This window comes from Cryptosporangium japonicum, assembly GCF_039524755.1.
Classification (GTDB): Bacteria; Actinomycetota; Actinomycetes; order Mycobacteriales; family Cryptosporangiaceae; genus Cryptosporangium; species Cryptosporangium japonicum.
The window spans coordinates 274,245-298,297 of sequence record NZ_BAAAGX010000014.1 but is presented as its reverse complement, the minus strand read 5'-3'; the positions used below and the strand labels follow the sequence as shown (position 1 = coordinate 298,297).

Below are 24,053 nucleotides of genomic sequence, written 5' to 3'. Positions count from 1 at the left end.
TCTCGGCGCTGCGGCCACGCGGTGGGCGCGGGTGAGCGACGATCGCGAGCGTGTCCTCTGAGCGCGGCCCCCTCGCGGGCGTCACCGTCGTCGCACTGGAGCAGGCCGTGGCCGCTCCCCTGGCCACCCGCACGCTCGGTGATCTCGGCGCCCGCGTGGTGAAGATCGAGAACCCGCGCGGCGGCGACTTCACCCGCACCTACGACCAGGTGGTGCACGGTCAGGCCGCGCACTTCGTCTGGCTCAACCGTGGCAAACAGTCGGTGGCGCTGAACGTTCGGCATCCGGACGGCCGGGACGTGCTGCGCCGGCTGCTGTCGCGCGCGGACGTGCTGGTCTCCAACCTGGCTCCCGGCGCGACCTCGCGCCTCGGCGTCGGCCCCGACGACCTGGACCGTTCGCATCCCGACTTGATCAGCGTCGAGATCAGCGGTTACGGAACGGGTGGGCCGCTCTCCGGGAAGCGGGCCTACGACCTGCTGGTGCAGGCGGAGGCCGGGGTCTGTTCGCTGACCGGGACGCCGGACGCGCCGGCCAAGCCGGGGCCGCCGTTCGCCGACGGCGTGACCGGGCTGTACGCCGCGATCTCCGTGCTGGGCGCGCTCGCCGAACGACGGGGTGCGCGGATCTCGGTCAGCATGTTCGACGCGATGGCCGAGTTCATGGGCTACCCGCTGACCTGGACCGCGGCGACCGGCGTCGAGCAGGAGCCGGTCGGGATGGGCTCACCCGCGGTCGCGCCGTACGGGGCGTACCCGACCGCGGACGGCCGGACGGTCGTGCTCGGCACCACGAACGACGCCGAGTGGACCCGGCTCGCCGCCCTGCTCGGCGAACCCGAGCTGGTCGCGCGCTATCCGCACAACGCCCATCGGGTCGCGCACCGCGTCGAACTGGATGCGGTCGTCGGTCGTTGGTGCGCTTCCCGGCCGCTGGCCGAGATCCAGGCGGCGGCCGACGCGGCGGGCATCGGCAACTCGGTGTACCGGACCACGAACGAGGTGCTCGCCCATCCGCACCTGACCGCCCGGGACCGGTGGCGATCGGTGAACACGCCGGGCGGCCCGGTCGACGCGCTGCTGCCACCGGCGATCGTCGCGGGCCGGGCCGCACCGATGGGCCCGGTTCCCGAACTCGGCGAACATACCGATGCGGTTCTCGCCGAACTCGGATACACCTCGAAGGACGTCGCGGAGCTGCGTGCCGCGCAGGTGCTGGGCCCACTGGAGGACTGATGGACAACGCTGACCTGGCCGAGATCGTCGCCGCGGTGCGCACGTTCGTACGCGACGACGTGGTCCCGCGCGAGGAGGAGATCGACGCCACGGACGCGGTGCCCGAGTCGCTGGTCGCCGGGTGCAAGGACATGGGCCTGTACGGCTTCACGATCCCCGTGGAGTACGGCGGGCTCGGCCTGTCGGTGGCCCAGGAGATCGAGCTGGTCTTCGAGCTGGGGTGGACGACCCCGGCGCTGCGATCGCTGTTCGGGACGAACAACGGCATCGCCGGGCACGTGCTGCTCGAGGGCGCCACCGACGAACAGAAGAAGGAGTGGCTGCCGCGGCTGGCGTCCGGCGAGGTGACCGCGTCGTTCGCGCTGACCGAGGCCGACGCGGGCTCGGACCCGTCGTCGCTCACGACCGGCGCGCGCCGGGACGGCAACCGGTGGGTGCTGAACGGAGCCAAGCGTTACATCACGAACGCGCCGGTGGCCGACGTCTTCATGGTGTTCGCGCGCACCGACCCGGACGCGCCGGGCAACCGCGGGATCACCGCGTTCCTGGTGCCGTCGGACACGCCCGGGGTGAGCGTCGGGCCGGCCGACCGCAAGATGGGCCAGTTCGGCGCCCACACCGCCGACGTCCACTTCGACGACGTGGTGCTGCCGCGCGACGCGGTGGTGGGCGGCGAGGACGGCGTGAACAACGGCTTCCGGATCGCGGCCCAGTGCCTGGCGCACGGCCGGGTGCACATCGCGGCGCTGTGCGTCGGGATGGCGGGTCGTCTGGTGGCCGAGTCGGTGGAGTTCGCGCAGTCCCGCCGGGCCGGTGGCGCGCCGATCGCCCGGTTCCAGCTCGTCCAGGGCCTGGTGGCCGACTCGGTGACCGACCATTACGCGGGGCGCGCACTGGTCCGTGAGGTCGCCGCCGCGTACGACGCCGGCACCGACAAGATCACCGGCCCGTCCGCGGCCAAGTACTTCTGCTCGGAGATGGTGAACCGGGTGGCCGACCGCGCGGTGCAGATCCACGGCGGCGCCGGCTACATGCGTGGCGTCGCGGTGGAGAGGTTCTACCGTGACGCCCGGCTGTTCCGGATCTACGAGGGCACGAGCCAGATCCAGCAGGTGATCATCGCCCGCCAGACCCTGGGCCCGGCCGCCCGCGGCTGAACGAGGTGCGTGGTCAGATCTCGGTGAGGCGGGCGTCGCCGTCGGGAGGGCGGAGCACGCAGAACTCGTTGCCCTGCGGATCCGCCAGCACCGCGGTCAGGAAGCCCTCGTCGTCGTGCGCCGGGTCGACGACGGTCGCGCCGGCCGCGGTCAGCCGCTCCACCTCGGCCGCGACGTCGAGCACGTGCACGTCCAGGTGCATCCGGTTCTTGCCGCCCTTGGGCTCGGGCACCTGCTGCACCAGCAGGTCGGGCCACCGCCCGCCGGGGTCGGTCAGCCGGACGTAGGGCCGCTCGAACGGTCCGCGGCGGTAGCCGAGCGCGGTGGCCCAGAAGTCGGCCAGCGTGTCCGCATCGGCGCAGTCCAGCACCATCACGAGACGCATCGGGCTCCGATCGGTAGGTGAACCGCGCAGCCTAGCGTTTCGGGGCCCGCCGTCGGTGTGGGCCGGGTTCCGGCGGGTAGTCGGCGGCAGCCACCGACCGAGGACAGGACCTTCCATGCCCCGCACCGACGACGCGCACCAGGGCGACACCGACAGCGGCCGGGAGTCGACCTCCGACGGCGAGCCCGAACTGGAGGACGCGTTCGACCGGCTGGTGTCCGAGGGCGAGATCCGCCTGCACCGTCCCTGGCCGACGCTGATCGTCACCGGCCTGCTCGGCGGCATCGACGTCGGCACCGGTGTGCTCGCGTACCTGCTCGTCGAGCACGCCACCGGGTCGACGCTGCTGGCCGGCGTGGCGTTCAGCATCGGGTTCGTCGCGCTCCTGCTGGCCCGCTCCGAGCTGTTCACCGAGAACTTCCTCGTCCCGGTGACCGCGGTGGTCGGCCGGCACGGTTCCGCCGGGGCGCTGGCCCGGCTGTGGGCCGTCACGCTGGTGGGGAACCTGGTCGGTGGTTTTCTCGTCGCCTGGCTGATCGTCCGGGCCTTCCCGGGCCTGCGCCCCACCGCCGTGACGGCCGGCGAGCACTACGCCGCGCTGGGCGTCACGCTCACGTCGTTCGCACTCGCGGTGCTGGCCGGGATGGTGATCACGCTGATGACGCGGATGCAGCACGCGACCGAGAGCGTCGGCGTCCAGCTCGTCCCCGCGCTGCTGTTCGGCGCGCTGCTCGCGGGCGGACAGCTGTTCCACTGCATCCTCGACTCGATCCTGATGTTCGCCGCGCTGCACACGGGCCGGGCCCCGTTCGGGTACCTGGACTGGCTCGGTGCGCTCGGGTGGTCCGCGCTGGGCAACCTCGTCGGCGGCGTCGGGCTGGTCGCGTTCCTGCGGCTCGCGCGGGTGCCGGGGCGGGTCGCCGACGAGCGCGCGAAGGCATCGTGAACGGACGGTTCGGGCTTCGACCGTGAGCCCGGTCAGCTCAGGGGACACGGTCCACCAGCCGAGCGTCGCGCCGTCCTCGTCGTAGACGAACCGTACGCATGCCGCACGGCGCGATCTCCGGCGCCGCCGCCGTGGACCGGCGCCGGACCGCCCAGGACGTCGTAGGTGTCGCCGGAACGGTTTCGAGTACCGCACGCCCGTCGCTCCGGACCTCCGTCACCAGCGAGACGTGGTGCGGTGCTCCTGCGCGCCATTGTCCACACCGGGCCGGCGGTAGCCTCGCGGGATGAGCGACCGACGCTGTCCGTGCGTCCTCTGCGTGCCGCCGCCGCACCACCGGGACGCGTCGCTCGCGGCCACGGTCGACGAACACGGCTGGTCCGTCCTCCGGATCACCGGCGCGGTCGAGTTCGCCCACACCGTCGGGTCGTGGCACACGTTCGGGCGGCCCGAACTGGTGATGTTCGGACTCGACGGCGGGCAGATGCAGCACTGGCTCAACCGCTGCGTCGCCGAGCTGCGGACGAACGGATGGCCCGAGCCGGAGACGCCGTTCGCCGGTGTCCTCGAGGGGTTCGACACCCAGCTCCGCCCGGTGGACGAATCCTGGCGGGGCGCGCTCTTCGGCACCGCCCACCGCTTCTATCAGGGCCGGCCGGTCCCGGTCTGGCAGCTGGTCTGGCCGGACGCCCGCGGGCGCTGGCCCGGGGATCCGGACGCCACGGTCAGCAGCCGCACCCGGCAGGCGTGGGCCTGGCTGCCGGTCGACGACCATCCTCCCGGCGGTTGGCGCTTGCTGGGCCACTTCGCCGACGACTTCCCGCTGGCCGGCGAACCCGACAGCTGGGCGCTGACCACCCGTGGGGTCCTCGACGGCACCCGTGCGGTGTCGACGGTGCTGCTCGACGACAGCGCCTTCGACGTCCTCGACGACCGCGGCCACGACGCCGACGACCTGTGCGTCACCTACCTGGGCCATCTCGTCCTGCGACACCCCGGCCTGCGCCGGCTCTCGGACCTGCCCGACGGGTCGGTGGCCCGTCCCGACGCCGACGACGGTTGGCGTCGTGCGACGATCTCGGCCCCGGAGCAGGAGGCCAGCATCGCCGCGTGGAAACGAGCCGAGCAGTACCTGCCGACCTGATGGACGTCGTGCGCCGGGAGTTCGCATCGGCGCCGGGTTCGTTCATGCTGACGCTGGAGCGGTGGGTGCCGGCCCACACTGCACAGGTCGACTTCCCGCGTCCGGAACCGGCGAGCTACTACGAGGCGTGCATCGCACGCCTGCAGGACCTCGCCGCGTGGTTCTTCCACGGCTGGCACGTCTACCAGGAGCCCCACCACTGGGCCGAGCTGTGACGTCTCCCCGCGCGAGGTTCTCAGGTGCCGGCCAGGTGATCGGCCGGCGGGAAGGAGGAGCCGCAGCTCGGGCAGGTCAGCTGGCCGAAGAGAAACGTCAGTCGGGTGGCCACCGACTTCCGGCCGGCCCGGACCGCCTGGGCGTGGAGCCGGGCGCCGAGCGGGGAGCTCAAGCCCGGCGTGATCGAGCCGTCGTCGGAATCCAGGTCGACGAGGAGGTCGTCGTCGCATTCGGGGCAGACGACGTCGGCTTCGGCGTCGTTGAGGCGGTCGAGTTCCTTTCCCCAGAGTTCGTCACCGTCGTAGGCGAGCAGGGCTTGCTGCAGGTAGACGAACATCCGGTCGGTGGACGCGCTCGGCAGGCCCTCCACGGCCAGCGCGCGGAGGACCTCGATGTCCGACGCGTACGCGGCCCGGTCCTCGTCCGTGGCGTCGAGCGCGATCCGCCCAGCCTGTATCACCGCCGTTTCGCGCTGTTCGGGAGAGAAAGCGGCGCACGTTCGGGCGAGCCAGGGCAGCAGCGCCGCGCTGTCCGGGTCGGACGAGCCGGACCGGAACGAGTCGCGCCAGATCCGGGTCCACGCCGGGGAGGCGGGGTCGGCGGCCGCGGCGTCCAGAACGTCCGAGGGAATCGTCACCGGGGCATCCTCGCAGCCGGGAGGTTCGACTCCACCGGCGGCGTGAGCGAGTGTCCGGACGCGGACGTTCCGGCCGTCACGCGCGCTCGTCACGCCTCGAGGCGGGCGCGCAGACCGGCGATCACCGTCTCGAGTGCGAACGCCCAGGCGTCCTCCGGCTGCGCGGTGCCGGCGATCGAGCGGACGAGCGGGAAGGCCTCGGCCGGCAGGTCGGCCAGACGTGTCTCCAGCGACTCGCCCCGGGCGCTCTGGCTCTGCTCCTGCCCGACCGAGCCCGCGAGCAGCACCACGGTCTTCACGGCGGCGAACGCGTCGAGCGTCGAGAAGCCGGCCTGGATGAAGGCGGCGATCGCGATCTCGAACGACGCCGTGGCCCGCGCCCCCTGGACGGGGCGGTGTGACGTCGCGTGGAACGCGCCGGAGTGCGTGGTGGCGATGTCGCTCACCGCGGCGAAGAAGCGGCGTACCCACTCCTCCCACGGCACCGGGTGCGTCGGCAGCTTCGCCTCGGCGAGTAGCACCTCGAGCATGCCGTCGGTGATCGCGTCGCGCGTCGGCACGTGGTTGTAGAGGGAGGTCACGTGCACCCCGAGCACGCTGCTGATACGACGCAGCGTGACGGCGTCCGGGCCTTCGTCGTCGGCGATGCGGATCGCGGCCCACAGGATCTGGTCACGCGTCAGCGAGGGCATGCCACCCATTATCTACCTCCCTTGACCCCGTACCTACAGTGTAGGTAAAAGTAACCTACGTTGTAGGTAAGGAGAGCGTGCGGCATGGACGTGGACGAACTCGCGAAGAAACTGACCGAACTGATCGACCGGCACGGCGTACCCGGTGCGCAACTCGCGGTCCTCGACGGTGACACGGTCACCGAGGTGGCCGCCGGCGTGCTGAACTTGCGCACCGGCATCCGGACGACCACCGACGCGTTGTTCCTGCCGGGGTCGATCGGCAAGCTCTACACCGCGACGCTGGTGATGATGCTCGTCGACGACGGGCTGGTGGAGCTGGACGTCCCGGTGCGCCGGTACCTGGCCGACTTCCAGGTCGCCGACAAGCACGCCCGGGACACCGTCACCATCCGTGACCTGTTGTGCCACACCAGCGGCTTCGACGGGGACGTCTTCCTCGACACCGGCCGCGGCGACGACGCCCTGCGGCGCTACGTCGACCAGATCGCCGACCTCCCGCAGATCTGTCCGCCCGGCACGGTCTGGAGCTACAGCAACAGCGGGTACGCGGTGCTCGGGCGGGTGATCGAGGTGGTCACCGGCGTCCCGTTCGAGGAGGCGCTGCGAACCCGTCTGTTCGAGACGCTCGGCCTGCGTCACACCGTCGCTTTCGCCGAGGAGGCGATCCTGCACCCGGTCGCCGTCGGGCACGTTCCCGATCCGCACGATCCGTCGTCGCTGACGGTGAGCACGACCTGGGGGCTGTACCGGTCCTGCGGCCCGATGGGCGCGTCGGTCGTGGCGAGCGCGGGCGACGTGCTGGAGTTCGTGCGACTGCACCTGCGCGACGGCCGCGCGGCCGACGGCACCGCGCTGCTGTCCGCCGGAGCGGTCGCCGACATGCGGGTCCGGCAGATCGACCTGGTCGACGACACCGTCCTGGGCGACGGGTGGGGGCTCGGCTGGATCCTGGACCGGTGGGGCGAGATCGCGGTCATCGGCCACGACGGCAACTCGATCGGCCAGAACGCGTTCCTGCGGGTCGCGCCGGAGCAGCGGTTCGGGTTCTGCCTGCAGACGAACGTGGAGAGCGCGCAGAACCTCTACCGCGACCTGGCCGGGTGGCTGTTCGGCGAACGACTCGGCGTCGGACCCCGGCCCGACCCCGCACAGCTCGCCTCTCCCTCGGTCGCCGACCCGGCCCGGTACGTCGGGACGTACGAACGCGCGGGCGTCCGCCTGGAGGTGGCCGAGGCCGAGGAGTCGAGCCTGGTGGTCTCGTTCGTCGTGACCCGCACCGGGCCGGACGTGGAGGACCTGCCGCCGATGATCGACCTACCGCTGAAGCCGACGACCCGCGAGGACGGTTTCCTGCTCAAACTCCCGATCGCCGACACCGCGCTGCTGGCGGCCTTCTTCAACCCCGACGAACCGGCCGGCCGACCGACCTATGTGCACTTCGGTGGTCGCGCCCACCGGCGCGTCGACTGAGACGGGTCAGCTACTCCCCGAGCGCGTACCAGCGGCCCTCCACCACCGGACGCAGCGTGCCGTTCGCGCTCAGGCGAGCACAGGCGAGCAGGATCTCCGGGTCGGTGAAGCCCTCCTCGGCGGCTTCGTCGAGGAACCACCGGATCCGCCACGCGTCGAAAGCTTCCACCTCGTGACCTACGCCGGGGTCGGTCACCAGGTCGACGTCGACCTCCCGGCCGTCGGGAGCGGTCAGCCGGCATCCCGCGCCGTGGACGCTGTACTCGATTCCGCTGGTCGTGACGCCTTCCCGCGGGAGATCCCGACGCGAGCGGACCGCGGCCAGGAGGTCGGCGATGTCCGCGACGGTGGGCAGGTCGGCGAGCAACCGGGTGCGAATCTCCCGGAGCGCCGCGGCGAAACGCTCGACCGCTTCGACCGGGGAGCGATCCGAACTCATGCGTTCAGTATGTGGATCTCCGCTCGATGCGGCGGGCGCGTTGCACGTATGTCAGACAGCCGACGACGAATGGCGAGGTGCTCGACGGCGTGAGCATGCTCTCCACTGTCACCGGACGAGCCGGTGCTAACGGGGAGAACCGAGATGACCAGCAGGACATTACGTGACCGGTTGGCTGCGGCCGCCGCGTTCGCGGTCGTGGCCGCGGCGACCGGAGGTGCGGCGCTCAACGCTCCGGCGGCCGCCGCCGAGACGCCGAGCACCACCGCGAGCGCTCCCCCGCCGGGCCAGCGGTCGCTCACGATCGCGAGCTCGCCGGAGAAGTTCGACTGGCGGAGGGCAACGGTGGACGTGCCGTGGACCTCCCCGCGGTTGCCGGACGGCAGCCGGTGCCCCGGCGGGCGACTCTCGTTCGAGCGGCAGACGCCGCCCGAGAGCGACTTCGGGGTGGCCCAGCGCGGCCGCCACCGGATCTACGTCCGCAAGGTCGACACCGCCGATGTGACCCGGGACGGTCAGCCCGACCAGCTCATCCAGTTCAACTGTCTGACGTCCCGGTCCACCGTCGGCTACACGTGGTACTACGTGGTCAGCTTCACGAAGGTGTCCGGGTACCGCGGCAAGGTGAACTACCGGCCGTACGTCCGCGACTTCGTGACGTCCACCGAGTTCGTCGCGAACGCGAAGTGGGTCGTGCAGGGCATCGACGCACGCTACGGCGCCGTCGACGTCCGGCAGTCGGTCAAGGGCGCGCGCACGAACCCGGTCCGCCGGGTGTTCCGCTGGTCCGACCGGCGCGGCCTGATCCCGAACCGCCCCCTGCCGGTCCACCCGGAGGCCGACCGGGCCCCGCGCTGACGGCGCTGACCGTCGCGCTCACCCCGAGGCGCCTCCGGCCCATCCCCAGGAGGCGCCTCGTCGAGCGAAGTGCGCAGGAGCAGTAGCGGTTGCGCACTGAACGTTCGGCTGCCGAACAGTCACGCGGGGACGAGGCGCGGAACCACGCGTAGGTAGATCACCATGCCGACGACCTCGACCAGGGTCTGGGCGACGACGACCGCGGCCGGGTCGCCGGGGAGGGCCAGCGCCAGCGGCAGCACCACCAGGGAGTTGCGGGTGGCGCCGGTGAACACGACGGCCCGGCTGTCGGGGACGTCGAGGCGGAACAGCCGGGCGACACCGCGCCCCGCGAACGCCATCACCAGCAGGAACACGACGTAGAACGGCATCACCCGGACGTCGAGGCCGGGTAGCTGGGACGCCAGGACGGTCAGGAGCACACCGACCATCAGCGGCACCATCGCCGCGCCGGCCGCGGCCGTGAAGCGCCGCCCGGTGCGGCGCCGGGCGGCCCACGCCTGGGTGATCCAGGCCAGCGTCAGCGGCACCGCGATCAGCACGACGAACGCCTCGACGAACGGGCCGGGCTCCACCACGTCGGCGAGACCGGGGCCCAGGAACAGGTAGAGGTAGCCGGGCAGCAGCGCCAGCTGCGCGAGCAGGAGCAGCGGGGTCGCGGCGAGCAGCCGCTGGTTGCTCCCGCCGGCGAGGCCGCTGAACACGATCACGTAGTCGACGCACGGGGTCAGCAGGACGAGCAGCACGCCGAGCCGCACGGCCCGGTCGTCGGGCAGGAACACGAACAGGGCCGCGACGACGAGCGGCACCACCAGGAAGTTGACGACGAGCACAGCGCCCAGGAACCGGCCCGCGCGCAGCGAACGGACCAGCTCGGCCGCCGGGACCTGCAGGAACGTGACGTAGAGCAGCGCGGCCAGCAGCGGGTTGATCAGCCGGTCGAGCCCGGCGCCGGGCGCGGCCCACCCCACCAGTCCCCCGGCGGCCAGCGCACCGAGGTAGATCGGGACCTGGTGCCGTTCCGCCCCGTCGACCAGGTCCCGTACCCGCACACCGCTAGTTGATCATGCGTACCCGCGCCGAGGCCTCACCCCCGCGGGGCGCTGACGCCGGCCGCCCGCTCGAGCACGTGGACGCCGCACGCGGACCCGAGACCGATCACGTGGGCCAGCCCCACCCTGGCCCCCTCGATCTGGCGCGGACCGGCCTCACCACGCAGGTGGGTGGCGACCTCCCATACGTTCGCGATGCCGGTCGCCGCGATCGGATGCCCCTTCGACTGCAGCCCGCCGGACACGTTCACCGGTGTGCTCCCGTCGCGCCACGGTGCGCCGGACCGGAAGAAGTCGACCGCGCCGCCCTCCTCGCAGAGCATCAGGTTGTCGTAGTGCACGAGTTCGGCCGTGGCGAAACAGTCGTGCAGCTCGACCAGGTCCAGGTCCTCGGGCCCGACGCCGGCCGCCTCGTACGCCTGCCGGGCCGCGTTCCGGGTCAGCGTGTTCACATCGGGAAGGACCTGGCAGGCCTCCTGCCAGGGGTCGCTGGTGAGCACCGACGCGGCGATCTTCACCGCGCGGCGCCGCTGCTCGAGCGAGAGCGTCCGGAGTTTCGCGTCGCTCACCACGACCGCCGCCGCGGCCCCGTCGGTGTTCGCCGAACACATCGGTCGCGTGTTGGGGTAGGCGATCATGACGTCGTTCATGATCTGCTCGAGGCTCATCTTCTTCTGGTACGCGGCCAGCGGGTTGAGCGTCGAGTGCGCGTGGTTCTTCTCGCTGATCCGTGCGAACAGTTCGAAGTCCGCACCGCCGTACTTGTGGCCGTACTCCATGCCGACCTGGGCGAACACGCCGGCCATCGTCTCGGTGCCGATCCGCCCGTCGACGGTCCCGACCGCACCGAACCGCCCGGTGCGCTCCCACGCGCCGCTGGTCTCCGTCCGGGGTCGCGCGCCGAGCAGCCCGGCGCCGGACAGCTTCTCGACGCCGACCGCGAGGCCGTAGTCGGCCTCGCCGGCCTTGATCGCCATGCACACCGTGCGCAATGCGGTCGCCCCGGTCGCGCAGGCGTTCTGCACGTTGTAGACCGGGATGCCGGTCTGGCCGATCTGCTTCTGCAGCAGCTGGCCGATGCCGCCCACGCCGCCGAGCAGGTTGCCGGCCGCGAGCACGCCGACGTCCCTCATCGTCACGCCGCCGTCGGCGAGCGCACCGAGTGCCGCCTCGGCCGCGAGGTCGACGAGGTCCTCGTCGGGGTGTTTGCCGAACTTCGTCATGTGGATCCCGAGGATCCAGAGGTCGTCGGTCACTGCTCGGCCCTCCCGAGAGGCTTGAACGCGTAGTTGACCGCGTCGACACCCTCGGCGTCGGTGCCGGCCACGTAGGTGGTCAGTGCCACCGTCATGCCCAGGTGGACGACGTCGGGCGAGGGCTCGACGTCGACCAGGTTGGTGCGGACGCTGGTGCCGTCGCAGTCGACGACCGCGGCCACGAACGGCACCGGGACGCCCGGCGCGGCGAACGTCACGATCGTGAACGAACGGACCTCGCCGGTCGTCGCGACGGGCGCCGCCCGGAAGTCCCGGCCGCCGCAGTGCGCACAGCCGTTGCGACGGTCGAAGTAGCGGGCCGCGCACGAGGTGCACTCGTGGGCGACCAGGTGCGGCTCCGGGCGCAGTTCCAGGTAGTCCACGAACGGGATCTGTGGGTTCGTCATCCGGATCCTTCCGGTCGGGGGTCGAGGAGCGCCGCGGCGGCGCCCGCGCGATGGTTCGAGGACTGCCGCGGCGGCGGCCGCACGATGGGTGGGCGGAGGTCGAGGAACGCCGCGGCGGCGGCCGCGCGGTGGTGGGCGGGGATCGCCGAGGGCCGGCTCGGCAACCTTCACCCGGCGGCACCAGAGGTGCGGGGTCGGTCGGCGGGTGAGCTTCCTGTTGTACTCGCTCGACAGCGCGCGCTCGCGTCGATGGACGAGAAATTCTGCACCGACCGGCCACCGGAGCCTGGTTGGATCGCAGGATGCCGCAAGTGCTGATCCGACCGCCCAAGGCCCGCCCGGGTGACCGCATCGCGGTGCTCTCCCCCTCGTTCGCCGCGGCCGGCGCGTACCCGGCCGTGCACGAGCAGGCGATGCGACGGCTGGCCGAGCTCACCGGGCTGGTGCCGGTCGAGTTCCCGACGACCCGCCGGGTGGGCGCGTCGGCGGCGGCCCGGGCCGCTGATGTGAACGCGGCGTTCGCCGATCCGACCATCCGGGCGATCCTCACCGTGCTCGGCGGGGACGATCAGATCACGGTCGTCCCGCACCTCGATGCGAACCTCGCGCGGGCCGACCCGAAGCCGTTCCTCGGCACCAGCGACAACACGAACCTCCACCAGTGGCTGTGGAGCGCCGGGATCGCCAGCTTCTACGGCGGCTCGTCACAGGTGCACCTGGGTCCCGGTCCCGGCGTCGACGACGTGCACGCGCGGTCGTTGTGCGCGGCGCTGGTGACCGGCGAGCAACTGGAGGTCACCGATCCCGGTGAGTCGGAGGATTTCGGGGTCGACTGGGGTGATCCCCGGGCCCTGGAGAGCTTCGGCGAGCGCGAGCCGACCGAGCCGTGGAGCTGGTACGGGCCGGCGCGGTCGGTGACCGGGCCCACCTGGGGCGGGTGCCTCGAGGTGATCGAGTGGGTCCTGACCGCGGGGCGGGGCCCGGTATCGCCGGACGCGCTGGCCGGTGGGGTGCTGCTGCTGGAGACGTCGGAGGAGCTGCTGCCCGCGCGCAATGTCGGGTGGATCGTGCGTGCGCTGGGTGAACGCGGGATCCTGGGCGCCGTGGACGCGGTGCTGGTCGGGCGGCCGCCGGTGTCCGACCACGCGCGGCGGCCGCCGGCCGAGGAGCGGCGCCGGTTGCGTACCGGGCAGCGGGACGTCGTCGCCGGGCTGGTCGGGCAGTACAACCCGGATGCGGTGGTGTGCGTGGGGGTGCCGTTCGGGCACACCAAGCCGCAGTGGATCCTGCCGCACGGCGGGATCGTCACGGTCGACGGCGCCGGCCGCCGCGTCCACGCCGACTACACGTGACACGCTCCGGGATAATTGGAGCGTGTTCCTCATTTTCGGCTTCCGCACCAAGGTGTATCCGCTCGGCTGGATCGCGTCGGTCTGCCACGTCTGCGGGCAGGGCCGCCTGGCACTGCTGCGCGAGGTCACGAAGTTCAGCCTGTTCTTCGTCCCGCTGTTCCCGGTGCGCACGAAGTACGTGGCCGAGTGCGGCAACCCGATGTGCCGCACCCGGCACCCGGCGAGCAAGCGCGACGCCCAGCTGATCACCCGCTAGCCCACCAGGCGGCGGACCTCGTCGAGGTCGCCGATCACCTCTTCGGCGCGCTCCGGTGCGCCGGCCAGGGCCAGGAACCGTGCGGCGACCGCGTCCGGGTCCCCCACCGGGTGGCCGGGTGCGAGCAGCGTCGCGATCGTCACGGTCGCGACGTGGACGCCCTGGCCGGCGACCGCCGCGCGCAGGCCCAGGGCCCAGTTGCGCAGCCCCGCCATCGCGATGCCGACGTCACCCAGCACGGCGATCGGCACCACCGACGACGCCCCGGTCGCGATCAGCACCGTGCCGGCGCCCCGGGTGAGCATCGGCGGCAGGACGTGGCGCACCGCGGTCACCGCACCGCCCACGTGCAGCGCGACCTGCTCGATCACCCCCGGGGCCGTGACCTCGCCGGCCGGTGCGATCGGGGCCGAACCCGGCCCGACCGCCCAGATCAGCACGTCGATCGGTCCGGCGGCGTCCAGCGCGGCGCGCAGCCCGGCCTCGTCGCGCACGTCGGCCGGGTGCGCGGTGGCCGCCACCCCGGCCGCGCGCAGCGTCGCGGCGTCCGTCTCCAGGCGGGTGCGGTCGCGGGCCACCAGCCCGACGTCGTACCCCTCGGCACCGAACCGCCGCGCCAACGCCGACCCGAGGCCCGGCCCCGCTCCCACGATCACCACACTGTTCGTCACCCTCCGCACAATGGTGGTCCGGACAGGACGCCTCAAGTACGCACTTTTTTGTTCCTAAGGGGATCGATGCTCATCGAAACGGTCGACGAGGACGCGTGCGCGCAGGTCCTGGGGGTGATCGGCCGGATCGGGAACAAGTGGACGATGCTCGTGCTCGGCCGGCTGCGCACCGGACCGGTGCACTTCGGTGAGCTCCGCCGGTCGGTCACCGGCATCTCGCACCGCATGCTGACCCGGACGCTCCGCGATCTGGAGGCCGACGGGTTCGTCACGCGGACCGTCCACCCACCGCGTGTCGAGTACGCCCTCACCGAGCGCGGCATCCGGATGCTCGATTCGGTCCTCGAACTCGCCGCGATCGCCATTGACAAAAAATAGTTTTACGTAAAAACTCGTCCTCGCCATGAGAGACGTCCTCTACCTCGACCGCCTTCCACAGGCCGAGGCCCTGCTCAAGCCGCACCGCATCGAGGTGTTGCGGCGGCTCGCCGAGCCCCGCTCGTGCACCGAGGTCGCGGCCGAGCTCGACCAGACCCCGCAGCGGGTCTACTACCACGTCAAACGTCTGCTGGACGCCGACCTCGTGCGCCAGGTCGCCGAGCGCCGGGTGCGCGGGATCACCGAGGGCATCTATCAGGCGGCGGCCCGCTCGTACTGGCTGTCACCCGGCCTGGTGGGGCGCATCGGGCTCGGCCGCACCCGCGACCGGCTCAGCCTCGGTTACCTGATCGACCTGATGGAGGACGTCCAGAGGGACGTCGCCGCGCTCGACCGCACCCGGCCCGACCTGCCGTCGATCGGAGTCTCCGGAGACATCCGGGTGCGTCCGGAACACCGCGCGGCTTTCCTCGACGACCTGCAGCAGACCCTGCAGGACCTCTTCACCCGGTACGGCGGCGCCCAGGGGGACGCGTTCCGCCTCGCCGTCGCCTGCTACCCCACGGGAGACCCCGATGACCGAGTTTGACCTGCGTCTGACCGCGCTCGTGGCGGCGCCGCCGCACGCCGTCCACCAGGCGTTGACCGATCCGGCCGCGCTGCGCGTCTGGCTGGCCGAGCACGCCGAGGTCGACCTGCCCGGCCGCTACGCGTTCTGGGGCCGCTTCACGCCCGACGGCGCCGAGCCGCACCAGCGGCTGCTGTACGCCGACGAGCGCACGCTGCGGTTCGCCTGGACCGTCGACGGGGTCGAGACCACCACCCAGTTCGAGCTGGCCGAGGACCCCGAGGGCACGCTGGTGACGCTGAGCCAGAGCGACCTGCCGCCCTTCGAGGACGTGATCGCCGACCGGGCCGGCGCCCGCGGTGCACTGCAGACGTTCTGGACCCTCTCGATCGCCAACCTCGCCGACCACGTGGAGGGACGCGCGCTCACCCCCAGATGCGACTTCACCGCGACGGAGTTCCGCGCCGAGATGCTGATCGACGCGACGCCGGACGAGGTGTTCGCCTCGATGACCGAGCCGGAGCAGTTCCGCCGGTGGTCCGGCGCGAACGTCGACATCGAGCCCTCCGTGGGTGGCCGCTTCGCGATGGGAGGGTTCGACCTCGACCCGGGCGGGGCGACGTTCGTCGCGTTCGAGCCGGGCCGCAAGGTCACGCTGCGCTTCGCCGACGGCATGCTCGACACCTGGGAACTCGAGGGCTCGGGCGGCGCGACCCGGCTCACCGTGGTGCAGAGCGGCTTCGACGTCACCAACCCGCCCCACCCGGGCTGGGCCGGCTGGCTCGGCGGCCTCGCCGCTCTGCGTCGCTACCACGAGCTGCCGGAGTGGCGTCCGATCTGGCGCGGGATGGAGATCGCCGGGGTGCCCGAGGGCATGCTCGCTACGGAGCGGTAGGGGGCGGGCCGGCCACCCGGAGCTGGTACGCCTCGGCCGCGGCGACGATCGAGCCGATGTCGAACGGCGCCGGGACGTCGTCGCCGGCCAGCACCGGCGAGCTGTTGCCGGAGAACCACGTCTCCAGCCCGGCCGGCGCGAAGCTCACCGCCAGCCGGGCGACGGGCGAGCGGACCAGGTAGGAGTGCGGCACCCCCCGCGGTCCGAGCGCGACCTCGCCGGGCTGCAGGTCGAACCGCTCGTCGCCGACGAACACGGTGATCTCGCCGTCCAGCACCGTCCACACCTCGTCCTCGTGGTCGTGGACGTGGATCGGCGGTGCGTGCTTCTCCGGGTCGGTGAACTCCACGACGCTGATCGCGCCGCCGGTGGCCTCGCCGGGGATCAGGATCCGGGCTTTGCCGCCGAGGAACCAGAACTGATCGGACATTCGAATCTCCTACACACTCGTGGTCAAACCGCCGTCGATGACGAAGTCGGCGCCGGTGACGTTCTCGGCCCGGTCTCCGGCCAGCAGCAGCACCAGCGCGGCGACCTCGGCCGGGGTGCTGAACCGGCCGGTGACCGCGTCGGCCGCCGCGGCCGCCGCGATCTCCTCCGGCGAGCGGGAATTGGCCTGGCTCACCGTGGCGGCGACCCCGTTGTCGCCCAGCCAGAGGTCGGTGCTCACCGGGCCCGGGCTGATCGTGTTGACCCGGATGCCGCGCGGACCGACCTCCTTGGACAGCGCCTTGGAGAAGTTCACCAGCGCGCTCTTGGCCGCGCTGTAGTCGATCACCAGCGGGTCGGGCAGCGACGCGTTGACCGACGCGATCGTCACGATCGAACCCGCACCGCGCTCGAGCATCCGCGGCAGCGCGGCCCGCACTGTTCGTACCGCGACCAGCAGGTTCACGGTCAGCGTCGCGGTCCAGTCCTCGTCGCTCACCGACAGGAACCCGCCGGTGCGCGGGTGCACCGAGCCGACGTTGTTCACCAGCACGTCGACGCCGCCGTACGTCTCCACGGCCGCGTCGACGAGCGTCCGCGGGCCGTCCGGGTCGGTGAGGTCCACCGCGACCGGATGCACCGACGCGTGCGCGGCCAGCTCCTTGAGCTCCGGGCCGAGCTGCCGCGACCCGGTGACGACGTTGGCCCCCTCGCCGACCAGCGCCTGCGCGATCGCCAGCCCGATGCCCTTGCTCGCGCCGGTCACCACCGCCGTCTTGCCGTACAGGTGCAGGTTCACAGCCCCTGCTTCGTCAGCCACTCGAGCGACGCGTCGGCGACCTCGCGCCACCCGTGGTCGATGGTCAGCGAGTGACCGCGGTCGGGCCAGTCGAGCAGGTCGGTGACCGCGTCGGAGTGCCGGTACTGCTTGAGCGTGGCCCGGGTGACCGACTCGGGCACGGTGTGGTCCTTGCCGCCGGTCATCAGCAGCAGCGGGCCGCGCAGCTCGTTGTGCGTGTCCACGGCCGCCGGCGAGTGCGGGTTGAAGTTCGCGGTGGCCGCCTCGAACAGCGGCTTGCCCGGCGCGGGGATCGTCCACTTGTCGAACAGGTCCTGCGACTCCTCGGCCGGGATCGCGTTCCCGAACGCGAAGCGGAACTGTTCGGCGGTCAGCGAGACCGCCCGGTGGAGGTTCGCGGGGTTCTTGAAGACCGGGAGCGTGGCCCGCAGCGCCGAGAGCGGCACCGGCAGCACCCCCTTGATCTGGGCGGCGTCGATCGCGATCGCGGCCGCCGCGAGGTCCTGGCCCAGCAGCTTCTGCGCGATCATGCCGCCGAACGAGTGGCCGATCAGGATCGGCTTCTCCGGCCGGGCGCTGATCAGCGCGGCGTAGTGCGCCACGACGTCGTCGATGCCGTGGTCGGCGATGGAGTCGGGGTTCGCCCGCGCCTCCGCCACCGTCTCCGGGTCACCGGGCCAGCCCGGCGCCGAGGCGTCGTAACCGGCCGATCGGAACAGGTCGATCCAGGGAGCCCACGACTCGGCGTGCAGCCACAGTCCGTGGATGAACAGTACGGATGCCATGGCGATCAGCCCACCACCGGCGCACCCCGGCTCGCGCCCGGGAAACACCCCAGTCCTTAGGGGTCGAGCACCCCAGCCAGCTGCCGCCGGGAGGTGATGTTCAGCTTCCGGAACGTCTTGTTCAGGTGGTACTCCACCGTGGACGCGGTCACGAACAACCGGGTCGCGATCTCCGCGTTGGTGGCCCCGCGGCTCGCGAGGCGCGCCACCTGCAACTCCTGCGCGGTCAGCCGGACGTCCGTCGCGGGCGTGCGTTTGCGTACCGACGCTCCGGTCGCGCGGAGTTCGTGTTCGGCCCGGGTCGCGAACGCGGCCGCGCCCATCGCGGTGAACTGCTCGTGGGCGACGCGCAGCTGGTCGCGGGCGTCGGTGCGGCGGCCCTGCCGGCGCAGCCACTCCCCGTAGAGCAGGTGCGTGCGGGCGAGGTCGGTGCGGACCGACGTCCGCTCCAGTTGCTCGACGGACTCCTTGTAGAGCGACTCGGCGTCGCCCGGAGCGGCCAGCAGCGCCCGGCACCGGGCCAGCAGGCCGAGCGCCCACGGCGTTCCGCTCACCGGTGCGCGCGCGGCCAGCCGGGTGAACGCGAACTGCGCCGCCGCGTGTTCACCGGCCCGGACGGCCGCCTCCACGGCGTCGGCCAGTACGCGGTTGCCTTCGCCGGGCGGATCGTCGGTCAGCAGCCGCTCGGCCGCGTCCAGGGCCTCGCGGTAGCGCCCGAGGCCGAGTTCGAGGACGACGAGCGCGTAGAGCGCGTGGGCCTCCAGCGCGGAGTAGCGCAGCTGGGCGCCCCACACGCGCAGCGCCAGGTCGGCCGCGGCCCGCGTCTCGTCCTCCCGGCCCTGCCAGGCGAACAGTTCGACGCGGTGGGCGTCGTCGCGCGGTGGCGCGCCGATCGCGGCGCAGAGTTCGGCGGTCTCGTCCAGGTGGGCCGCGGCCTCGGCGAACCGGCCGATCGCGACCTTCCACAGCGTCAGCGTGGGCAACGTGCTGACCAGCGCCTGCAGCGCGCCCTGCGCCCGCTGCGACGCGTCCATCCGGGTGAGGACCGCGCCGAGCCCGTCGTCGTCCCAGAGGTCGAGCGCGGCCCAGGAGCCCACCGCCGCCTCGGCGCCGACCCCGTCCACGACGTCGTCGGTGCGCATCGCCGCGACCGCGGCGCGCAGCAGCGGTGCCGCCTCGGTGTAGTCCCCGGCGATCCGGGTCGCGAACGCGTCGAGGACCCGGTCGGCGACGGTGGTCCCGCCGGGCGGCAGGCGCAACGCCGCGCGGGCGATGTCCACCGGCGTGACCCGCTCGGTGTAGCGCCCGGCGAGGACACCGGCCGACATCGCCTCCCAGAGCATCGCCCTGGTCGTGCGCTCGTCCAGCGGCCCGTGGGTCTCCACTGCGTCGAGCAGGATCGCCGGTGCCCGCGCCGCGATGCCGTTGCCGTACCACTCGACGGTCGCACGCACCCGCTCGGCGGCGGCCAGCGCGCTCGGCCGGGTGAGCCACGGCGTCGCCTGCTCGAGCCGGCGCGCGGCCGCGGCGGTGTCGCCGACGACCACGAACGTGCGCGCGGCGGCGAGGAACCGTTCGGCGCGGTGCGGGGCGTCCGACGTGAGCTCGGCCGCGCGGACGAGGAGGGCCGCGCGGGCGGCGAACCCACGCGCCCCGTCGGCGGCCTGCTCGAGTTCGGCGGCGACGGTGTCGTCCAACCCGGCCACCGACTCGGCGCGGTGCCAGGCGCGGCGGTCCGCGCGCTCGGTGACGTCGCCGAGCGCCGCGTGCACCGCCCGCCGCTCGGCCGGCGACGCGGCCCCGTAGACCGCGGACCGGATGAGCGGATGCCGGACCGCCTGTCCGCGGACCACCCCGGCCGAGATCGCGGCGTCCAGCGCCGTGGGGTCCAGCCCCAGCCGGGCGGCGGCCAGCCAGAGCACGGCTTCGTCGTCGGCGGGCGCGGCGGCGAGCAGCAGCACCAGCCGGCGGGTGTCCGGCGGCAACGTCCGGAGCCGGCCGGCGAAGTGCGCCTCCAGCCGTTCGCCGATCGGCAGGTGCTCCGGCAGCACCGAGGCGCCCGCCAGCTGCTCGGTGGAGAGCGCCCCGGTCACCTCCAGCAACGCGAGCGGGTTGCCGCCGGTCTCGGCGACGATCCGGCCGGTGACGTGCGGATCGAGCCGGGCCCCGGCGGTGGACACGATCAGGCGCTCGGCGTCGTCGTCGGAGAGGCCGGTCAGTGGATGGACCGGGAGGCCACGCAGGACGGCGAGCGCGGCCGGGTCGTCGCGGACCCCGATCAGCAGGCCGATGCCGTCGGCGTCCAGCCGCCGCCCGACGAACGCCAGCACGGCCAGCGACTCCGGGTCCAGCCACTGCGCGTCGTCGACCAGGCCGACGACCGACGCGTCGGCCGCGACGTCGGCGAGGAGCGTCAGCGTGGCCAGCCCGACCAGGAACAGGTCGGGAGCGGGCCCGCCGACGCGGCCGAACGCGGTGGCCAGCGCGGTGCGCTGCGGAGCGGGGAGCCGGTCGAGCCGATCGAGGAACGGGCGGAGCAGCCGGTGGAGCCCGGCGTACCCCAGGTGGGTCTCGGCCTCGGCCCCGCCGGTGCGCGCGATCCGCACCCCGTCGGCGGCCTCGGCGACGCTGTCGAGCAGCCGGGTCTTGCCGATGCCGGCCTCACCGACGAGCACGAGCGTCGCGCTCGACCCCGTCCGGACCCGCCCGACGATCGATTTCAGGAGCTGACGCTCCTCCAGCCGCCCCTGCATGGTTCCGAGCGTAGGGACGCACCGGCGTGCGTCGCGTACGTCACCTGACGGTGCCGTGCAGCGCGGCGAACAGCCCCCCACGGGAGGTGACGCCCAGCTTGGGATAGATCCGGTGCAGATGCGTGCTGATCGTCCGGTGCGAGAGGTACAGCTTCTGTCCGATCTCGCGGTTGGTCAGCCCCTCCGCCGCCATCTGCGCGATCTGCAGCTCCTGCGGCGTGAGCAGCTCACTCGCTCGGGCCACGCGCCCGCGGCTGGTCTCCCCGGAGGCGCGCAGCTCCGCGCGGGCCCGGTCGCCCCAGGCGAGGGCGCCGAGCGCGTCGAACGCCTCCCGGGCCGCACGCAGGTGCGCACGCGCCTCGGCCGGGCGGCGCTGACGGCGGAGCCACTCGCCGTAGGCCAGCAGCAGCCGGGCCCGGGCGAACGGCCAGCGCGCCAGATCCGCACGCAGCGCGGTGAGGAACGGCTCCTCCTCGGCCGCCATCAGCGCACGGGCGTACCGCAGGTTGATGTGCAGCGCCGGCGACGGGGTGCGCGACCCGACCCGCTCCAGGTCGTCGAGGAGCGCCCGGGCCTCGTCGTAGTGCCCGCTGCGCACCGCGGCCTCGACGACGTCGCCGACCGAGAAGCAGCGGTTGAGGTGGTGGTACGCCGGGTCGGCCGGGTCGTGGACGCGGCGCAGGTGCTCGAACGCGTCCGAGTAACGCCCGACGCCGAGCGCCGACGCGCCCCGGGCCAGCTGCACCATCGTCAGCACCGGGCGGACACCGGCGGGCAGCGCGCGCCGTTCGACCTCGACGGCGATCTGCTCGCAGGCCTCGTGGTCACCACGCATCGCGGCGATCAGCGACTCGCGCGAGCGGGCCAGCAACGCGATGGCCGGCTGCGCGGTCTCGGTGGACAGGCGGACGGCCTCCTGCGCGCTGGTGATCGCCACCCCCAGGTCCATCAGCTGCAGCGCGCACCAGGCCTGGATGCTGGTCGCGCGGGCCAGCAGGGCCAGCCGCCCCTGCGCACGCAGCCCGGCGATCGCGGTCGCCTGCATCGCCGACCCGACGTCGAACGCGCCCAGCGCGATCGCGGCGTTGCCGACCAGGCGGGCCGCGTCCGGGTCGCCCTCGGCGCGTTCGGCCGCCCGGGCCAGGTTGTCGTGGATCACGCGGCCGCGCTCGATCGGGGCGACGTGGCCGAGGATCGCCAGCAGCCGCCCGTCGGCGGGGTCGGGGCTGAGTCGCTCGGCGGTCGCGGCGAGGCGCTCGCGGACGTCGTCGCCGGGCTCGGTGAAGAAACAGCGGATCGCGGCGCGGTAGAGGATCTTCATCGCCAGGTCGACGTCACCGTCGGCGGCGACCCGTTCGGCGAAGTCGGCCTGGCGGCGGACGTTGGCGACCAGGTCGTGGATGCCGTCGTCGTCGGCGTCGGCGATCCAGGCCGCCAGCGTGCGCTGGGCGTCGGACAGTTCGAGCGCCCCGGCCTGCCCGAGCAGCCGGGCGACGTCCTCGCGCCGGCCCAGCTCGGTGGCCAGGTCGGCGGCGCGCAACAGCCGGTCCGCGCGGCGGGACGCGGTGGCGCTGAGCCGGGCGGCGCGCTCGTAGGCCTGCACCGCGGTCTCGACGCCGCCGCGGCGCCGGGCCCGTTCGCCGGCGGCGTCCAGTTCGGCGGCGACGTCCTCGTCCGGGCCGACGACCGACGCGCCGCGGTGCCAGGCGCGCCGCTCGATGTCGCCGTCGAGTACCCGGGCCAGCGCCGCGTGGGCCTCGTGGCGCTGCCCGGCGGTGGCCCGCTGCACGACCGCGGACCGGACCAGCGGGTGCCGGAACCGCAGCCGGCCGTCGCCGAACTCGATGAGCCCGACCCGCACCGCGGGGACCAGGTCGTCGACGGTGTGCCCGGGGCCGCCGGCGGCCAGCACCTCGGCGAGCGAGTCGCTGGCGTTGAGCGCGGCGAGCAGCAGCAGCGTGAGGGTGGCCGGCGGGAGGCCGGTGGTGCGGGCCCCGAAGGCCCGCTCGAGCCGCTCGGGAAGCCTCAACCAGTTGGCGGCGGCCATCGGGGCCGGGGTCGTCGGCCCCGGTGAGGGTGCGGCGGCCGGGGGCAGGGTGAGGCGGGCCGGGCCGACGGGGAGCTGGGTGAGGGCCACCGGCAGCTCGACCAGCGCCAGCGGGTTACCGGCCGACTCGTCGAGCACACGCTGACGCGCCGAGGCCGGCAGCGCCGGGAACCGCGCGTCGAGCAGCGCGGCCGCGTCGGCACCGGAGAGCGGCGGCAGCTCCAGCGCACGCACGTCGTCGAGCGGCCCGGGATACCCGTCCCGGACCGCGGCGAGCAGCACGATCGGTTCGAGCTCCACCCGCCGGGCCAGGAACGCGAGCACGTCCGCGCTCTCCCGGTCCAGCCACTGTGCGTCCTCGACGACCATCACCGCCGGCGCGGCGTCGGCCACCAGGTTCAGCGTCGCCAGCGCGACCAGGAACAGCTCGGGCACCGGCGCGTCGGTCTGCCCGAGCGCGGAGTGCACCGCCGACCGCTCCGGCGGGGCCAGCACCCCGATCCGGTCACGCAGCGGGCGCAGCAACTGCTCCAGCCCGCCGAACGCCACCGGCGCCACGGCCTCCACGCCGGTCGTCCGCAGCACCCGCGCCCCTGCGTCACCGGCCAGCCGCACCGCCTCGGCCAGCAGCGTCGACTTCCCCAGCCCCGGCTCACCCCGGACGACGAGCGCCCCGCCGCCGCCCGGCAACCGCCCGACCAGCTCGGCGACGACCTGCCGCTCGTCCTGCCGCCCGACCAGCTCCGGATCGTGCGGTGCCCCCATGGCTGCGATCCTCCCACGCCCCGCACCGTCCGTCCGCCGCGGCGCGGGCGGCGTCCGGCTCCCGGCCCGCGTCCCACGGCAGGTCGCAGTCGTGGGGCCCGAACGGTGTCGTGATCAGGTAGAACTCGTTCTCGGGCGGGACGAGAGGCCCGCGGCACGTCACACCGCCCCCACGCCCCGGAGGCCGGCTCGAGCCGGCTGGTCGGGAAGACGTCGGGTCGGGCGGAGATTACGCCAGCCAGGGCTCCGGTCGTGCGGCACACCGTACGCCAGGTCGTGAACCCCTGTTCAGGGTTCTGAAAAACCGGATTTCGAGAACACGTTCTACCGCCTTGTTGACCTTGTCACCCGGTGAAAGATGTGTAAACTGCGGTTCACCAATCCGGGGTTTCCACCCCGTTCTACGAGACGACGTCAGCCCGCGCACTCTCTCTCGTACGAGGCGATCAATGTCGACA

Annotated in this window: 25 protein-coding genes; 12 read left to right on the top strand and 13 right to left on the bottom strand. The window is 73.0% G+C overall.

From position 1 onward, the window contains the following. Window positions 1–50: 50 nt before the first annotated feature. The gene (locus ABD437_RS18220) at window positions 51–1,235 is read left to right on the top strand and encodes a CaiB/BaiF CoA transferase family protein (RefSeq protein ID WP_344650035.1); all 1,185 of its coding nucleotides are present in this window, start codon (window positions 51–53) and stop codon (window positions 1,233–1,235) included. After that, a complete protein-coding gene (locus tag ABD437_RS18215; RefSeq protein WP_344650034.1) occupies window positions 1,235–2,392 on the top strand; it encodes an acyl-CoA dehydrogenase family protein in 1,158 nt (385 codons plus the stop codon). Before ABD437_RS18220 ends, ABD437_RS18215 begins: the two co-directional genes overlap by 1 nt. Before the next feature lie 13 nt (window positions 2,393–2,405). On the opposite strand, the gene ABD437_RS18210 is transcribed toward ABD437_RS18215, so the two are convergent. Beyond that, window positions 2,406–2,777, bottom strand: coding sequence for a VOC family protein (locus ABD437_RS18210; protein WP_344650033.1), 372 nt, complete (start codon window positions 2,775–2,777; stop codon window positions 2,406–2,408). Window positions 2,778–2,892: 115 nt separating this feature from the next. Between ABD437_RS18210 and ABD437_RS18205 the strand changes: the two genes are divergently transcribed. The 3 genes from ABD437_RS18205 to ABD437_RS18195 all read left to right on the top strand — a co-directional run bounded on the left by ABD437_RS18205 (window position 2,893) and on the right by ABD437_RS18195 (window position 5,082). Continuing rightward, window positions 2,893–3,723: a formate/nitrite transporter family protein gene (locus tag ABD437_RS18205; RefSeq protein WP_344650032.1), complete on the top strand. Its 831-nt coding sequence runs from the start codon at window positions 2,893–2,895 to the stop codon at window positions 3,721–3,723. Window positions 3,724–4,009: 286 nt separating this feature from the next. Beyond that, a complete protein-coding gene (locus tag ABD437_RS18200; protein WP_344650031.1) occupies window positions 4,010–4,867 on the top strand; it encodes a DUF4262 domain-containing protein in 858 nt (285 codons plus the stop codon). Continuing rightward, window positions 4,867–5,082: a hypothetical protein gene (locus ABD437_RS18195; RefSeq protein ID WP_344650030.1), complete on the top strand. Its 216-nt coding sequence runs from the start codon at window positions 4,867–4,869 to the stop codon at window positions 5,080–5,082. The genes ABD437_RS18200 and ABD437_RS18195 overlap by 1 nt, the downstream gene beginning before the upstream one ends. A gap of 20 nt (window positions 5,083–5,102) precedes the next feature. Here the strand turns inward: ABD437_RS18195 and ABD437_RS18190 are convergent, their stop codons facing one another. After that, window positions 5,103–5,720 carry a hypothetical protein gene (locus ABD437_RS18190; protein WP_344650029.1) on the bottom strand — a complete coding sequence of 206 codons (618 nt, stop codon included), beginning with the start codon at window positions 5,718–5,720 and terminating at the stop codon, window positions 5,103–5,105. 89 nt (window positions 5,721–5,809) lie between these two features. After that, window positions 5,810–6,412: a TetR/AcrR family transcriptional regulator C-terminal domain-containing protein gene (locus ABD437_RS18185; protein WP_344650028.1), complete on the bottom strand. Its 603-nt coding sequence runs from the start codon at window positions 6,410–6,412 to the stop codon at window positions 5,810–5,812. 84 nt (window positions 6,413–6,496) lie between these two features. Between ABD437_RS18185 and ABD437_RS18180 the strand changes: the two genes are divergently transcribed. Further along, window positions 6,497–7,885, top strand: coding sequence for a serine hydrolase domain-containing protein (locus ABD437_RS18180; RefSeq protein WP_344650027.1), 1,389 nt, complete (start codon window positions 6,497–6,499; stop codon window positions 7,883–7,885). A 10-nt stretch (window positions 7,886–7,895) separates the two neighbouring features. On the opposite strand, the gene ABD437_RS18175 is transcribed toward ABD437_RS18180, so the two are convergent. After that, entirely contained in the window at window positions 7,896–8,324 is a 429-nt protein-coding gene (locus ABD437_RS18175) for a DUF6896 domain-containing protein (RefSeq protein ID WP_344650026.1), read from the bottom strand. A gap of 144 nt (window positions 8,325–8,468) precedes the next feature. Between ABD437_RS18175 and ABD437_RS18170 the strand changes: the two genes are divergently transcribed. Beyond that, on the top strand, window positions 8,469–9,182 hold the full coding sequence (locus ABD437_RS18170; RefSeq protein WP_344650025.1) for a hypothetical protein: 714 nt from the start codon (window positions 8,469–8,471) through the stop codon (window positions 9,180–9,182). 119 nt (window positions 9,183–9,301) lie between these two features. Here the strand turns inward: ABD437_RS18170 and ABD437_RS18165 are convergent, their stop codons facing one another. Genes ABD437_RS18165 through ABD437_RS18155 form a run of 3 tightly spaced genes read right to left on the bottom strand, consistent with a single transcriptional unit; the run spans window position 9,302 to window position 11,897 of the window. Further along, window positions 9,302–10,234, bottom strand: coding sequence for an arsenic resistance protein (locus ABD437_RS18165; protein WP_344650024.1), 933 nt, complete (start codon window positions 10,232–10,234; stop codon window positions 9,302–9,304). 35 nt (window positions 10,235–10,269) lie between these two features. Further along, window positions 10,270–11,490: a thiolase family protein gene (locus tag ABD437_RS18160; RefSeq protein WP_344650023.1), complete on the bottom strand. Its 1,221-nt coding sequence runs from the start codon at window positions 11,488–11,490 to the stop codon at window positions 10,270–10,272. Further along, window positions 11,487–11,897, bottom strand: a complete 411-nt coding sequence (locus ABD437_RS18155) for a Zn-ribbon domain-containing OB-fold protein (RefSeq protein WP_344650022.1) — start codon at window positions 11,895–11,897, stop codon at window positions 11,487–11,489. The genes ABD437_RS18160 and ABD437_RS18155 overlap by 4 nt, the downstream gene beginning before the upstream one ends. A 302-nt stretch (window positions 11,898–12,199) precedes the next feature. On the opposite strand from ABD437_RS18155, the gene ABD437_RS18150 reads away from it, so the two are divergent. Continuing rightward, window positions 12,200–13,249 (top strand): LD-carboxypeptidase, encoded by a 1,050-nt coding sequence (locus ABD437_RS18150; protein WP_344650021.1) that lies wholly within the window; start codon window positions 12,200–12,202, stop codon window positions 13,247–13,249. 22 nt (window positions 13,250–13,271) lie between these two features. Beyond that, complete coding sequence (locus tag ABD437_RS18145; protein WP_344650020.1) at window positions 13,272–13,505, top strand: zinc-ribbon domain-containing protein; 234 nt, start codon at window positions 13,272–13,274, stop codon at window positions 13,503–13,505. On the opposite strand, the gene ABD437_RS18140 is transcribed toward ABD437_RS18145, so the two are convergent. Beyond that, window positions 13,502–14,176: an SDR family NAD(P)-dependent oxidoreductase gene (locus tag ABD437_RS18140; protein ID WP_344650019.1), complete on the bottom strand. Its 675-nt coding sequence runs from the start codon at window positions 14,174–14,176 to the stop codon at window positions 13,502–13,504. The genes ABD437_RS18145 and ABD437_RS18140 overlap by 4 nt on opposite strands. Window positions 14,177–14,242: 66 nt before the next feature. On the opposite strand from ABD437_RS18140, the gene ABD437_RS18135 reads away from it, so the two are divergent. Genes ABD437_RS18135 through ABD437_RS18125 form a run of 3 tightly spaced genes read left to right on the top strand, consistent with a single transcriptional unit; the run spans window position 14,243 to window position 16,017 of the window. After that, window positions 14,243–14,554, top strand: a complete 312-nt coding sequence (locus ABD437_RS18135; protein ID WP_344650018.1) for a winged helix-turn-helix transcriptional regulator — start codon at window positions 14,243–14,245, stop codon at window positions 14,552–14,554. Window positions 14,555–14,579: 25 nt separating this feature from the next. Beyond that, complete coding sequence (locus ABD437_RS18130; RefSeq protein ID WP_344650017.1) at window positions 14,580–15,143, top strand: ArsR/SmtB family transcription factor; 564 nt, start codon at window positions 14,580–14,582, stop codon at window positions 15,141–15,143. Next, entirely contained in the window at window positions 15,130–16,017 is an 888-nt protein-coding gene (locus ABD437_RS18125; protein WP_344650016.1) for an SRPBCC domain-containing protein, read from the top strand. Before ABD437_RS18130 ends, ABD437_RS18125 begins: the two co-directional genes overlap by 14 nt. Here ABD437_RS18125 and ABD437_RS18120 read toward each other — a convergent pair. From ABD437_RS18120 to ABD437_RS18100, 5 genes are read right to left on the bottom strand one after another with little or no spacing between them, the layout of a single operon-like run. Next, window positions 16,004–16,447 carry a cupin domain-containing protein gene (locus ABD437_RS18120; RefSeq protein ID WP_344650015.1) on the bottom strand — a complete coding sequence of 148 codons (444 nt, stop codon included), beginning with the start codon at window positions 16,445–16,447 and terminating at the stop codon, window positions 16,004–16,006. The two genes, ABD437_RS18125 and ABD437_RS18120, sit on opposite strands and share 14 nt — an antisense overlap. A 9-nt stretch (window positions 16,448–16,456) precedes the next feature. Next, on the bottom strand, window positions 16,457–17,245 hold the full coding sequence (locus ABD437_RS18115; RefSeq protein WP_344650014.1) for an SDR family NAD(P)-dependent oxidoreductase: 789 nt from the start codon (window positions 17,243–17,245) through the stop codon (window positions 16,457–16,459). After that, a complete protein-coding gene (locus ABD437_RS18110) occupies window positions 17,242–18,030 on the bottom strand; it encodes an alpha/beta hydrolase (protein WP_344650013.1) in 789 nt (262 codons plus the stop codon). The genes ABD437_RS18115 and ABD437_RS18110 overlap by 4 nt, the downstream gene beginning before the upstream one ends. A 56-nt stretch (window positions 18,031–18,086) precedes the next feature. Then, window positions 18,087–20,783, bottom strand: a complete 2,697-nt coding sequence (locus ABD437_RS18105; RefSeq protein WP_344650012.1) for a helix-turn-helix transcriptional regulator — start codon at window positions 20,781–20,783, stop codon at window positions 18,087–18,089. Between the two features lie 40 nt (window positions 20,784–20,823). Beyond that, a complete protein-coding gene (locus tag ABD437_RS18100; protein WP_344650011.1) occupies window positions 20,824–23,595 on the bottom strand; it encodes a helix-turn-helix transcriptional regulator in 2,772 nt (923 codons plus the stop codon). Window positions 23,596–24,053: the final 458 nt, after the last annotated feature.

What these genes read in the sequence shown, in the direction of transcription:
- ABD437_RS18215 (WP_344650034.1), top strand. Translation starts at nt 1,235, where the DNA reads ATGGACAACGCTGACCTGGCCGAGATCGTCGCCGCGGTGCGCACGTTC.
- ABD437_RS18210 (WP_344650033.1), bottom strand. Translation starts at nt 2,777, where the DNA reads ATGCGTCTCGTGATGGTGCTGGACTGCGCCGATGCGGACACGCTGGCC.
- ABD437_RS18205 (WP_344650032.1), top strand. Translation starts at nt 2,893, where the DNA reads ATGCCCCGCACCGACGACGCGCACCAGGGCGACACCGACAGCGGCCGG.
- ABD437_RS18200 (WP_344650031.1), top strand. Translation starts at nt 4,010, where the DNA reads ATGAGCGACCGACGCTGTCCGTGCGTCCTCTGCGTGCCGCCGCCGCAC.
- ABD437_RS18195 (WP_344650030.1), top strand. Translation starts at nt 4,867, where the DNA reads ATGGACGTCGTGCGCCGGGAGTTCGCATCGGCGCCGGGTTCGTTCATG.
- ABD437_RS18185 (WP_344650028.1), bottom strand. Translation starts at nt 6,412, where the DNA reads ATGCCCTCGCTGACGCGTGACCAGATCCTGTGGGCCGCGATCCGCATC.
- ABD437_RS18180 (WP_344650027.1), top strand. Translation starts at nt 6,497, where the DNA reads ATGGACGTGGACGAACTCGCGAAGAAACTGACCGAACTGATCGACCGG.
- ABD437_RS18175 (WP_344650026.1), bottom strand. Translation starts at nt 8,324, where the DNA reads ATGAGTTCGGATCGCTCCCCGGTCGAAGCGGTCGAGCGTTTCGCCGCG.
- ABD437_RS18170 (WP_344650025.1), top strand. Translation starts at nt 8,469, where the DNA reads ATGACCAGCAGGACATTACGTGACCGGTTGGCTGCGGCCGCCGCGTTC.
- ABD437_RS18155 (WP_344650022.1), bottom strand. Translation starts at nt 11,897, where the DNA reads ATGACGAACCCACAGATCCCGTTCGTGGACTACCTGGAACTGCGCCCG.
- ABD437_RS18150 (WP_344650021.1), top strand. Translation starts at nt 12,200, where the DNA reads ATGCCGCAAGTGCTGATCCGACCGCCCAAGGCCCGCCCGGGTGACCGC.
- ABD437_RS18135 (WP_344650018.1), top strand. Translation starts at nt 14,243, where the DNA reads ATGCTCATCGAAACGGTCGACGAGGACGCGTGCGCGCAGGTCCTGGGG.
- ABD437_RS18130 (WP_344650017.1), top strand. Translation starts at nt 14,580, where the DNA reads ATGAGAGACGTCCTCTACCTCGACCGCCTTCCACAGGCCGAGGCCCTG.
- ABD437_RS18125 (WP_344650016.1), top strand. Translation starts at nt 15,130, where the DNA reads ATGACCGAGTTTGACCTGCGTCTGACCGCGCTCGTGGCGGCGCCGCCG.
- ABD437_RS18120 (WP_344650015.1), bottom strand. Translation starts at nt 16,447, where the DNA reads ATGTCCGATCAGTTCTGGTTCCTCGGCGGCAAAGCCCGGATCCTGATC.
- ABD437_RS18110 (WP_344650013.1), bottom strand. Translation starts at nt 18,030, where the DNA reads ATGGCATCCGTACTGTTCATCCACGGACTGTGGCTGCACGCCGAGTCG.
- ABD437_RS18105 (WP_344650012.1), bottom strand. Translation starts at nt 20,783, where the DNA reads ATGCAGGGGCGGCTGGAGGAGCGTCAGCTCCTGAAATCGATCGTCGGG.
- ABD437_RS18100 (WP_344650011.1), bottom strand. Translation starts at nt 23,595, where the DNA reads ATGGGGGCACCGCACGATCCGGAGCTGGTCGGGCGGCAGGACGAGCGG.